The organism is Serratia sp. AXJ-M (genome assembly GCF_046531865.1).
In the GTDB taxonomy this organism is placed as follows: domain Bacteria; phylum Pseudomonadota; class Gammaproteobacteria; order Enterobacterales; family Enterobacteriaceae; genus Serratia; species Serratia liquefaciens.
Genome location: NZ_CP059394.1, coordinates 4,284,112 through 4,296,509, shown reverse-complemented (window position 1 = coordinate 4,296,509; position 12,398 = coordinate 4,284,112). Strand labels below are relative to the sequence as shown.

The following is a 12,398-nucleotide window of genomic DNA, read 5'->3' as shown; positions in this document are numbered from 1 at the left end:
CGACATCTAACGAAAAAGAACGCTAAAAACCATGTTTGAAATTAATCCGGTAAAAAACCGTATTCAGGACCTGTCCGAGCGGACTGCCGTTCTTAGGGGGTATCTTTGACTATGATGCCAAGAAAGAACGCCTAGAAGAAGTCAACGCGGAGCTGGAACAGCCTGACGTCTGGAACGAACCCGAGCGCGCACAGGCGCTGGGTAAAGAGCGCGCGGCGCTCGAAGCCATCGTTGAAACCATCGACCAACTGGAGCAAGGTGGCGAAGATGTCACCGGCCTGCTGGAATTAGCGGTGGAAGCCGACGATGAAGAAACCTTTAACGAAGCCGTCATTGAGCTTGATCAACTGTCTGCCAAGCTGGAGCAACTAGAATTTCGTCGTATGTTCTCTGGTGAATACGACAGTGCTGATTGCTACCTGGACATCCAGGCAGGCTCCGGCGGTACCGAAGCGCAAGACTGGGCCAGCATGTTGCTGCGCATGTACCTGCGCTGGGCCGAAGCCAAAGGCTTTAAAACGGAAGTGATTGAAGAGTCCGACGGCGACGTCGCGGGGCTGAAATCCGCCACCATCAAGATTATCGGTGACTATGCGTTTGGCTGGTTGCGTACTGAAACCGGCGTACATCGCCTGGTGCGCAAGAGCCCGTTCGACTCCGGTGGCCGTCGTCATACCTCCTTCAGTTCGGTGTTTATCTACCCGGAAGTGGAAGACGACATTGATATTGAAATCAATCCGGCGGATCTGCGTATCGACGTATATCGCGCTTCCGGTGCAGGTGGTCAGCACGTAAACAAAACTGAGTCGGCGGTGCGTATTACCCACTTACCGACCAACATCGTAGTGCAGTGCCAGAACGACCGTTCTCAGCATAAGAACAAGGATCAAGCGTTCAAACAGCTGCGTGCCAAGCTGTATGAGTTTGAGATGCAAAAGAAAAATGCTGATAAACAGATGATGGAAGACAACAAGTCGGATATCGGTTGGGGCAGCCAAATCCGTTCATACGTGCTGGATGATTCCCGCATCAAGGATTTGCGCACTAACGTTGAAACGCGCAACACGCAGGCCGTATTAGATGGCGACCTGGATAAATTCATTGAGGCAAGTTTGAAAGCCGGGTTATAAGGAACAGAAATGTCTGAGCAACAACCACAAGGCGCCGATCAGGCGTTGGATCTCAATAACGAGTTGCAGTCACGCCGTGAGAAACTGGCTGCGCTGCGCGAGAACGGCATTGCGTTCCCGAATGATTTTCGTCGTGACAACACGTCAGACAAGCTGCATGCAGCGTACGGCGAAAAAGACAACGAAGAGCTGGAAGCGCTGGGCGTAGAAGTCACAGTAGCCGGCCGCATGATGACACGCCGTATCATGGGTAAAGCGTCATTTGTCACGCTGCAGGACGTTGGCGGTCGTATCCAGCTGTACGTTGCGCGCGACGATCTGGCGGAAGGCGTTTACAACGAACAATTCAAGAAGTGGGACCTGGGCGATATCGTTGGCGCACGCGGCAAGCTGTTCAAGACCAAGACCGGCGAGCTGTCCATCCACTGCACCGAACTGCGTCTGCTGACCAAGGCCCTGCGCCCGCTGCCGGACAAGTTCCATGGTCTGGCGGATCAGGAAACCCGTTACCGTCAGCGTTATCTGGATCTGATCGCCAACGACGAATCGCGCAAGACCTTCCAGGTGCGCTCTCAGATCATGGCGGCAATGCGTAACTTCATGGTGGAACGCGGCTTCATGGAAGTCGAAACCCCTATGATGCAGGTGATCCCTGGCGGTGCTTCCGCACGTCCGTTTGTGACACACCACAATGCGCTGGACATCGATATGTATCTGCGTATCGCGCCAGAGCTGTACCTGAAGCGTCTGGTAGTCGGCGGTTTCGAGCGTGTGTTCGAGATCAACCGTAACTTCCGTAACGAAGGCGTTTCTCCGCGTCATAACCCAGAGTTCACCATGATGGAACTCTACATGGCTTACGCGGATTACAAAGATCTGATCGAACTGACCGAATCCCTGTTCCGTACCCTGACCCAGAAAGTGCTGGGTAACACTCAGGTACAGTACGGTGATGAAGTGTTCGACTTCGGTAAGCCGTTTGAAAAGCTGACCATGACCGAAGCGATCAAAAAATACCGTCCGGAAACCGATCTGGCCGATCTGGCTGACATGGGCAAAGCGGTGGCTATCGCCGAATCCATTGGCATCAAGGTTGAGAAGAGCTGGGGCCTGGGTCGCGTAGTGACCGAGATCTTCGAAGAAGTGGCGGAAAGCCATCTGATTCAACCGACCTTCATTACTGAATACCCGGCGGAAGTGTCCCCGCTGGCACGTCGTAATGATAACAACCCGGAAATCACCGACCGCTTCGAGTTCTTTATCGGCGGCCGTGAAATCGGTAACGGCTTCTCCGAGCTGAATGACGCAGAAGACCAGGCGCAGCGTTTCGCTGACCAGGCTAATGCAAAAGACGCCGGCGATGATGAAGCCATGTTCTACGACGAAGACTACGTCACTGCGCTGGAGCACGGTTTACCGCCAACTGCAGGCCTGGGTATCGGTATCGACCGTATGGTTATGCTGTTCACCAACAGTCACACTATCCGTGACGTGATCCTGTTCCCGGCCATGCGCCCGCAGAAATAACGTTTCACAGAGTAAATATCAACCGGTGCAGGTAACTGCGCCGGTTTTTTTTGCCCGTTGGGTAGGATAAGAAGCCCATGGCTGCTAACTGCTTAAAACATCAGCAGTTACATGCTATCTCCGCTTGCCCGGCAGGGATAACCGGTTATAATGACTGCCGCACACCGATGCGGGTGTAGTTCAATGGTAGAACGGCAGCTTCCCAAGCTGCATACGAGGGTTCGATTCCCTTCACCCGCTCCAAGCACACTTCTGCAGACATCTCCATTTACTCCAAATTCGAACCCGCTAGTTTTTTGCGTGACAGTATTCTTTTCCTGATAAATTTTTTCACTTCCTGCTGGATGATTTGAAAATTGAATTTGGCCAAAGTGTTTTCGGCCGGTAAGCCAGAATCACTTTTTTGCAAATCTGCCAGATTCATCCTTGGGGTTTTGCTCTCTTGCGTAAGTGATTTTATGCGTAGCTTAGACACCGATCTGACTCCGGTATCCCCCCGGCTGATTTTGACCTCGGCTTGCGGCGTCAGGGCTGAATTGTCGGTTAACTGCCCTTGATGCTTTCCGCTGGTCGGTTGATTTATATCCCCGATCTGATGGCTATTAGGCGACAGGTTATCATCTTGCGTAGAGTGCAAAATCGCAGGAATATTGGAAACGTTAATGATTCTCAAAAGTGATGGCAGTAGCGCCAGCAGCAATAGTAGCATGCTGAGTAAACCAAGCAGGGTTGCACGGTTTAGTCTCACTTTGCGGTTTCCTTCCGTTGTGCAGTCGCTGAGTTGTCGATTACCCGTAATTTATTGTTGACCGGACAATCGAAAACACCGATAAGGCATGCTGTAAATCGAATAGAGAAAATGTATTTATCCCCATATTTAGCCTGCCTTTGGAGAAATAGATGCTTGAAAGTAATGATGGATCTCCCTGTGAGAAGGTTACATCAGAATATGTTTCCCAACGTCCTTCAAACCACCACACAACAACCAAAAATGCAGTTCAGCATTACGTTTGAAATTCAGTTTTCGCATCGCGTTACGTTTATGTTGGCTGATGGTCTTTTCACTGAGATTCAATTTTCGTGAAATCGAAATGTTGGGTAGGCCCAAGGAAAGATAATGAATGACTTCGTACTCTCTGGTAGAGAACTTGGCGAGTCTGGAGGCGTTATTAAAACTGCAGCGATTTCTTTTATTTTGAATTATTTTAGAGAAAATAACACGTTCAATAGCTTCAAATAGAGCCTCTACACTTTTGTTACGCGAGATATAAGTGAATTTCATCCGGCTGGCGCTGTTGGCTACCGGCGTTGAACCTCGTTCCTCCTCAATCAAGAAAACCAATGGACAACAAGCCTTCGCTTGCGAATACAGATAATGAGGCAAGGTGCTTTCGCTTGGATTCGCTGCCAGAAAGATGATGTCGGCGGTCCTGTATTCGAAGGTATTTTCGGTAAATCGCACATTCACATTTTTTGAGTGGAAGTAGATCTCCAGTGCTTGCTGGAGGCCATCTATAAAAAATCGATTTTTGTCTGATAATAATACGGTTATTGATTCTTTGAGCATAAGTGGTTCCTTCCCTCTAAATCGTATTTAGACGCCATATTCACGTTGAACTATAATCGCGTAAGGCGATTGAAGGCGGATATGGGTGATAAGCCTGATCCATGCTTTTGTTGGATGATTATATCGTTAATTATGATAATTATGGATATGGTTTTGCGTTAATGGAATAAAACAGAGTTTTCGACTTAATATGCCATGTTTATTGGTAATCGCGCTCGAAAATCAACTTGTTGTATTACAAGGATGGTTTTTTATTGTGTTAATTGAAAATTACAATGTTGTGTGTTTTTTTATATTTTGTATGTGCTAACTCAGGTAATTATTATTTGTTATGGTAATATTTAAGTGTTTTAAGTAAAACTATGTAACCTTGTACTATCAGTGGCATACCTGAATTGAGTGCGGGTTGTACAATCCGGAAGGGTTTTAATGCTGAGTGACCAGGGAACAATTCCTTTCGCATATTAGAATTGAACCCGTGTTGCCTCCCGTCGAAATTAAGGCTTATCTGTTGGAGTCAGCAAAGACTTGCCGGAAAAGTAGGCGCTAATATTTTCGTAAACCAGTTCCGACATTGCTTTGCGGGTACTCTGCGTGGCGCTGCCCATATGGGGAGTGATCACCACGTTATCGCGTTGCAACAGCGCGCCTGGGACTCGCGGCTCATCGCAAAACACGTCCAGCCCCGCACCGGCAATCAACTTATGCTCAATGGCATGCACCAAAGCCGCTTCATCCACCACCGAGCCTCGAGCGATATTGATTAAAATACCTGTGGGGCCCAGAGCCTGTAATACTTCGGCATTGACCAGGGCGCGGCTGCTTTCTCCGCCAGGGGCGCACACCACCAGGAAATCACAGTTCGCTGCCAGTGCTTGCGGCGTTGCACAGTACTCACCCTCAAAGCCCGCGTGCCGAGTACGGCTGTGATAACACACTGACATATTAAACGCCGAAGCGCGCCGGGCGATAGCCCGGCCAATACGACCCAGACCGAGAATGCCGAGCCGGCTGCCGCTGACCTTGCGTGTCCAGCGGAAGCTCTGGTCGACCCAGTCACCGCGTTCGATAAAGCGCTGTGCGCCGACAATCTGGCGGGCGCAGGCCAGTATCAGCCCAAATGCCAAATCGGCAACGTCGTCGGTGAGCACGCCCGGCGTATTGCTGATCTGAATGTTACGTTTGTGGGCCGCGTGGGCATCCACTCGCTCATACCCTACGCCAAAAACGGCAATCAGCTGCAGGTTGGGAAAGCATGCCATGGCAGCGTCGCTCAAAGATGTTTCACCGTTGATTAATAAAACGCGAACCTGAGGTAACAGTTCAACCTGTTGCTCCGGGGTAAGTTGGGCGTAATTGACTAAGGTGAAATGCTGTTGCAGGCGCTGAGTCAATTGCATGGGCACTGGTGCCATCTGCAAAATAACGTTTGTCATACTTGCTCCTTAATGTTCTGGCATGTCCTGATGTACCGGCAGTTTGGCGATGTGCTTCCGGCGCCCAACTTGCAAACCGATAATTCCCCCTAATACCAACGCAATAGCTACCATAATTAAGGCGGCATCATAGCTGTTGGTCATATCTTTAATTCGGCCAATAACCGGTGGTAACGCCAGCCCAACGATATTGGCCACGGCATTGATCAACGCAATGGAGGCCGCTGCCGCTACGCCGGACACCGTTTCCGTTGTTACTGCCCAGAAGATAGGGATGATCGCCCAGTTCAGCGCAATGGTGAACACCAGCAGAACATAGGCTAACGCCAGGTTGGTGCTGAATATGGCCATTAGTAGCAGCAGTCCGGAAAAGATTAGCGGTAGCCCCAGGGGCAATGCGCGGGCGCGGTGGGTGTCGGAATAGTGACCATTAAAATACATAAACAGGCAGGCGAACAAAAAGGGGACGGCGGAAAGTAGGGTAATGATGAAATTGCTTTGCTCGCTGACCACGCCTTTGATAATCAATGGCAGAAACAGGCCAATGCCGATGGTACCGAAGGCTTGCAATAACCACATTAGGCTCAGCAGCCATACTTTGCGGTTTTTGAACGCGGCCTGCCAATGGTGCTCTTGCTGGGTAGGTGTCTGCCTGGCTTCTTGCGTGAGTATGCCTGTCAACCAGGCGCGCTGCTGGGGTTTCAGCCATTTGGCGTCTTCCGGTTTGTTATCCAGGTAGAAGTAAACCGCGATGCCCAACAACACTGCCGGGGCACCTTCCAGCAGGAATAACCAGCGCCAACCGGCGATACTCAGCACATCATTCATCTGTAAAATAGCGCCGGAGATCGGTAAACCAATGAGCGAAGCCAGCGCTGCGCCGATATAAAACATCGACATGGCGCGGGCACGATCGCTACGAGGATACCAGCAGGAAAGGTAATAGATGATCCCGGGCGTAAAACCGGCCTCCGCCACCCCAAGCAGAAAGCGCATAATGTAGAGCTGCAGAGGCGTTTGCACCAGGCTCATTCCCATGGCAATGATGCCCCAGGTGACCATTATGCGGGCGATCCAGATTTTCGCCCCTACGTGAGTAAGAATAATATTGCTGGGAATTTCAAAGAGAATGTAGGAGACGAAGAATATGCCGGCCGCAATGCCATACATTTCTGCAGTTAATGCCAAGTCGGCATTCATTTGTAATGCGGCCACGGAAATATTTGCACGATCTATATATGCAATTAAATACAGCAGCATGATGAATGGAATTAGTCTTAAATTTATTTTCTTTACAGTTGAGTGATGTAGGTTATTATCCATTTTACCTGGCCTGTATAAAAATTAATGAGGGCGATTTTTTGAATTAATTTTGTGGTTTCTTTGTAACTGTGTTTTTTTGGCTTATTTTCTATGATCTGATTTATCACAGTTGCATCACTGGTGCTATGATTATTTTCTTAAACAAGATTGTCGAGCTTTTAAGTTATTCTTGTTGTTTGTTTTTTTATTTAACTGGTTGAGTTTATCTTGTTGATTGCTGAAGTGATCTGGTAGGTGTTTTAATAAGTGAGTTATTTAATAATTGGTTGGGTGGAATATAACGTTTAGTGTTGTTTTAAATATTAATTAATCTACACTGCAAATGATTGTGTTATCATTGTTACTTGGTTATCAATATATCTGTCAATTAAATATCTCAATCAATCAATCAATCAATCAATCAATCAAGTATTGATGGAGACTTCCTCCCAAAATAGCATCGGCAAGCTATTTTTTGCAGTTATAGCATGTGCAACTGCAGGATCAACTGCGCAATAGCCTGTTTAAAATCCTGCAGATCGCCGGTGAGATTGATTTTTCCCTGATTTAACCGTGTCTCCAATCTTGTCGCCTGCGTGGCCATGATATGGCAATTAAGCGCCCCCAGATCCAATGCCAAATGGCGTACGATCAGAGCTTGCTGCGTGGAAGATCGGCTGGCGGCCAACTGATGCAGCCCATGTTCCAGATTGCCCAGCATCATACTTATGACCACTTTGGCTTTTTCTTCTGAACCATAACGCTTATTCAAGGAGGCCATGTCGACATTAAACAAATGATTTGGGTTGGTTGCGCCAAGGGCTGTTGCGGTCACCATTATTGGCGTGATAAATCGAGTGAGAATTTCCTTCAGTCCTTTAATATCAATGGGTTTTGTCAGGTAAGCGTCCATGCCGGCGGCAATGCACTGATCTTCTTGTTCTTCCAGTACGCCTGCCGTAAGTGCGACAATTTTCAGTCTTGCACTCTTCGTCGCCGCCTCTTTTTGGCGGACCAGGCGGCTTAATTCCAGACCGTCTATATAGGGCATATGGCAGTCGACAATCGCCAGGCCATAACGGTTAGTTTCTATCGCCTGCAAAGCCTGTCGGCCATCCTCGACGAGGTCGAAGCAATAGCCCAGCATTTGCAACTGGTGTTTGATCAGTTCTCGGCTGATAGGGTGGTCTTCGGCGACCAATATCAGGCTTCCGTTCGCCAGGGCATGTTCGCGGTTCTGGATGATATCTGGCACATTTTCTACCGTTGGCTTGTTGGCGTTGACGGCCTGTTTTTTTTGCTCGACGAGCAGAGTGGCGCAGATTTTTTTAACCTTCTCCCACGATAATGGCGTGACGTCGAGGATATGCGGATCGATCGAATTGTCCGGCTGTGATTTTTCAGTCAAAACGATCATGTTGTCCCTGGTGGTGGAAGGCATCGCAAGCGTTGTCAGCGTGGTTTCCTCTATAAACAGTAAATCGCAGCCGGTCATGATAAGCGACGGCGTCTGTGGACCTGACAGGCAGGTGACGGTAACGCCTAATGCCAACAGCATTTCCCGCAGGTTCTGGCTGATAACGACGTCATCACACCAAAGGGTCGCTCGGGTACCTGACAGTTCCGGCAACGCCGCTGACGGTGTATAGACGTCGAAATGAACATCGAAACTGAGGATGCTCCCTTCGCCCGGCTCACTGTGCATAGTGAGCGTCCCGTTCATCTGTTGTGCCAGGCCTTTGGAGATAGCCAATCCCAAGCCGGTTCCGCCAAAACGGCGGGTGGTGGAAGCCTCTGCCTGCTGAAAAGGCTGGAACAGTTGTTGCTGCATATCCGCAGGGATACCGATCCCGGTATCAATAACACTGAAACGCAAAAACTGCCGACCCTTCTGCTCGCCGAGCAGAACCAACCGCAGCGTAATGTCACCCGCATGGGTAAATTTCAGTGAGTTACTGAGAAAATTCATTAAAATTTGGCGTAGCCTGACTGGGTCGAACAACAGTTTTTGGGCAACCCTGCTATCCAGATACAGATGCAGTGACAGACTCTTTTTCAACGCTTGCAGGTTCAGGGTTTGCATCATTTCTGACAGGAATACCCGGATATCCATCGCCAGGTTTTCCAGCGAGACCTGGCCCGCTTCCAGCTTGGAGAAATCAAGAATATCGTCAATCACCTGGGTCAAATGCTGCGCAGAGCTTTGTACCGTAACCAGCATTCTGTTTTGTTCATCGTCCAGTCGGGTTCTTTCCAGTAGCTCCAGCCAGCCAAGAATGCCGTGTACCGGGGTGCGTATCTCATGGCTCATGGTCGCCAGGAAAGTCGCTTTTGCTCGGGCAGCGGCCTCCGCCTTGGTTTTTGCCTCGAGCAGCATGCGTTCCTGGCGGCGGGATTGAGTAATATCTTCAAAGTAGCCGCCCCATAACACATCCCCGTTTTTCTCACGTTTGCCCTTGCCTGAATTGACACGGATCCAGCATTGATTGTTTTTGACCTGCATGCGGAATTCGTTCTGGAAGGGGGCGAGCGTACCTTGCATGCGAACCAAATTCTCTTGCAGCATGGATCGATCTTCGGCATTTACCCGCTGCTGGAAGCTTTCATGGTCTGCCATCATGGTTTCGGCAGATAAGCCAAAGGTGGCCTCTGCAGCACCCGCTACGTAGGTAAAATGTATATCGCCATTGACCGAAAGGCAGACTTGAAACACGGTAACCGGCAGCGATTCGGTCACGTCGGTCAGCAGGGCTTCGGATATCAAAGCTCGTTCTTCAGAACGGCGGATATCCGTGACGTCGACCAAAACGGTAACGCTGCCGCCAGGCCCCCCGTCAACGCTGAAGAAGGGTTTTATCCAGAACAACCCCTCTCGCATTTCTCCTTTGGCATTGGCATAGCGCAGTGGACGGTGGATGCCTTCCTCGGCTGACAAAGCCGCGCGGTTTTCCGGTTCGCGCTCCAGCGATACGATGGCATCGATGTAGCCGCATTCTTCTGGCGTTTTGCCCAACATATGCGCGGACGCATGACCGGTCAGTTTCTCAAAGGCGCTGTTGACCGCGATATAACGATCGCGGTGGTCCTTGCCCAATACCGGGAAAGGGATGGTTTCCAACAGAGCATGCTGGAAACTGAGCTGGTCGTCTAAGGTTATCTGGGCGCGGATCCTGCGGCTGGTCTCCTTGCGCAAACGCCAATAGGCGATGATAAGCAGTGCCATGATGAAGCCGACGGCCAATATGGCGGGCAGAATTTTCCTGATGATAACCATAAGATCGAGGTCTTCATGGAAGGTGATCGGGAACCAGGCGCTGCGGATCTGCTCTTTGCGATCGGTGCTGATATTTGCCAGAGCCTGGTTGATCAGCGGGATGACATAAGCGTACTTTTTGGTGACCGCTACTGCCAGTTCGGCATAGTAACCGGTCGGAGCCGCGACCTTTAATATATTGGGATATTGCTCGGTAATAATGCGATCGGTGACCACCAAATTGCCGATGTAAGCATCTACCTGGCGGTCGGCTAACAGCTGCAAACCTTGTTCGGCTGTATCGGTATGAATCAGCGTCAGCTCCGGGTTTTTACGCAGTAGCGTTGGGATGGGCTCTGCGTCCTCGGATATTGCTACCCGCGCCTTGCCAAGGCTCTCGATACCTTCGATATTGCTGGTTTCTTTACGCGTAGCGATCATCAGTGGAAAGCGCGCGTAAGGTTGGCTGAACGCTAAAAACTGCATGCGCTCTGCGGTTGGCGGCAAACCGGGGACCAGATCGATCTCACCCTCTTTGATCATTTTCATCAATTCATTCAGCGAACGAACCCTGACACGTTCAGATTTAAGCTGCAGCTGGCGGCGTATCAGATCGAAATAGTCCTCGACCAGGCCGCTGGGTTCGCCATGCTGATTGCGGAAAGAGAACGGCGGATAGGATTCCAGGTTGCTGACTTGCAGATGTGGCAGTTGGTTCAGCAAGGTAATCTGGTCGGGAGAAAGATTGATACGTTCAGTTTTTGGCAACCGGGCAGGGAAAGGAGCGACCCATTTTTCAAATAACGCCTGTTGTTCACGCCAGCCAATATCGGTAATGGCCACATCGAATGCGTTGGCCAGTAGCGAGTTTTCCCGTGGAAAGGCGAATCTTAACGTTTGCAGCGGTAAATAGGCATTGCCCACGGTTCTGAAAGCTTCGCTTTTGTTAAGGGCAATATGGTAGCGGATAGTGTAGCGATTGCCGATGAATGCATCGGTTTCGCCCTGCTCGACGCTGAGCAGAGCCGCGGTCTGGTTGGCGAATTCATGCAGCCTGATGGCAGGATAAACGTCCGGGATCAGCTCAGCTTCGGGTGAGCCGGTGACTACGGCGACCGATGCCTTGGCGAGGTCTGAATGATCCAGAATGTGCCGATTGTCGCGGGCGCTGACAATAATCAGATCGTTCTCGCCGTAAGGCTGGCTATAGCGCAGATATTTGGCGCCTGAGAACGTAGGGGACATGTTCATCACCACATCGATTTCACCGTGCCTCAGTGCCTGCATCATATCGAGACGATTTTGATACTCTTTAACCTTTAGCGTTAATTTCAATCGACTGGTGACTTCGTTGAGTACGTCAGGGGCAAAACCGGTTAATTGGTTTTTAACCCTATCTTCCAGTGGAGGTAATCCGCCTTCATAGGTGCCGACCCTCAGTTCCGGGTGGGACCTGATCCACTCTTTTTCTTCCATGGTCAATTCTGCGGCGTGAAGTGCCGGCATGATCAGTGTAAACAGGGTTAATGCGAACCAGAATATAAGGCCGACTAAATTATTTTTAAGCGTTATAAAGAACATATCGGCTTATACCTTGTTTAAAAACGACGCATTGATTATCAATGGCTTTATGTAGAATGCATGGATTTTAATTTCCAGGCTAACGAGGTGTAAATTAGCACTAATTGATAATCATAAAGTCTGGAAATAGTTAAACGGCAGAGGCCGTTGAACCTTAATAAAGTGCAGTTTCTATAGGGATATTGTCAAATGGAGGTGTAGACATTATGGGTGTAAGGCGTTGAGATAGGATATAGATAGATTATAGTGGAGCTTTCCTTTAACCCATCGGAACATACTTTCAATTTTTGTAAGGTAATCCTGATTTTTTTGTAATCATTGACGTTATTTTGTGTAATATTTCCCTTACACAAGCTTTGTGTCTGGAGTCCAGGTTTTCTCCAACGGTCTGGGCGCGAAATTCTCAATAATGATATGATCTGTTAAACAACAAAATAATGAACGGCGCCGGCAGGCAACATCCGCATAACATTAATAAAAACAAATGGTAAGTGAATTATCTCTATGGTGGTGACCGAGAGGGTATAGTATGATTCATTGTTACTGCTAATGGTTTTTTGGGGCTTAATATAAAATAATCTTAGCCATTCATGCCATGTTGA

Annotated in this window: 7 protein-coding genes and 1 tRNA gene; 3 read left to right on the top strand and 5 right to left on the bottom strand. The window is 49.3% G+C overall.

Annotation, left to right across the window (positions count from 1 at the left end; genetic code table 11):
* Positions 1–31 precede the first annotated feature (31 nt).
* The 3 genes from prfB to H0S68_RS20095 all read left to right on the top strand — a co-directional run bounded on the left by prfB (position 32) and on the right by H0S68_RS20095 (position 2,900).
* Positions 32–1,130 (top strand): peptide chain release factor 2 gene (gene prfB / locus H0S68_RS20105; protein ID WP_104410945.1). Its coding sequence is split into 2 segments (ribosomal slippage): positions 32–106 and positions 108–1,130, totalling 1,098 coding nucleotides; the frame shifts between segments, so codons are not numbered across the junction.
* Between the two features lie 9 nt (positions 1,131–1,139).
* The gene (lysS, locus tag H0S68_RS20100; RefSeq protein ID WP_020828465.1) at positions 1,140–2,657 is read left to right on the top strand and encodes a lysine--tRNA ligase; all 1,518 of its coding nucleotides are present in this window, start codon (positions 1,140–1,142) and stop codon (positions 2,655–2,657) included.
* Between the two features lie 169 nt (positions 2,658–2,826).
* A tRNA-Gly gene (locus H0S68_RS20095) sits at positions 2,827–2,900 on the top strand.
* Between the two features lie 25 nt (positions 2,901–2,925).
* Here the strand turns inward: H0S68_RS20095 and H0S68_RS20090 are convergent.
* The 5 genes from H0S68_RS20090 to H0S68_RS20070 form a co-directional block, all read right to left on the bottom strand.
* On the bottom strand, positions 2,926–3,405 hold the full coding sequence (locus H0S68_RS20090; RefSeq protein WP_259218557.1) for a hypothetical protein: 480 nt from the start codon (positions 3,403–3,405) through the stop codon (positions 2,926–2,928).
* 189 nt (positions 3,406–3,594) lie between these two features.
* Positions 3,595–4,224: a LuxR family transcriptional regulator gene (locus H0S68_RS20085; protein WP_122080126.1), complete on the bottom strand. Its 630-nt coding sequence runs from the start codon at positions 4,222–4,224 to the stop codon at positions 3,595–3,597.
* A gap of 497 nt (positions 4,225–4,721) precedes the next feature.
* A complete protein-coding gene (locus tag H0S68_RS20080) occupies positions 4,722–5,660 on the bottom strand; it encodes a 2-hydroxyacid dehydrogenase (protein ID WP_259218558.1) in 939 nt (312 codons plus the stop codon).
* A gap of 9 nt (positions 5,661–5,669) precedes the next feature.
* Positions 5,670–6,983 carry an MFS transporter gene (locus tag H0S68_RS20075; RefSeq protein WP_130016945.1) on the bottom strand — a complete coding sequence of 438 codons (1,314 nt, stop codon included), beginning with the start codon at positions 6,981–6,983 and terminating at the stop codon, positions 5,670–5,672.
* A gap of 460 nt (positions 6,984–7,443) precedes the next feature.
* Positions 7,444–11,691, bottom strand: coding sequence for a transporter substrate-binding domain-containing protein (locus H0S68_RS20070; protein ID WP_410528983.1), 4,248 nt, complete (start codon positions 11,689–11,691; stop codon positions 7,444–7,446).
* Positions 11,692–12,398: the final 707 nt, after the last annotated feature.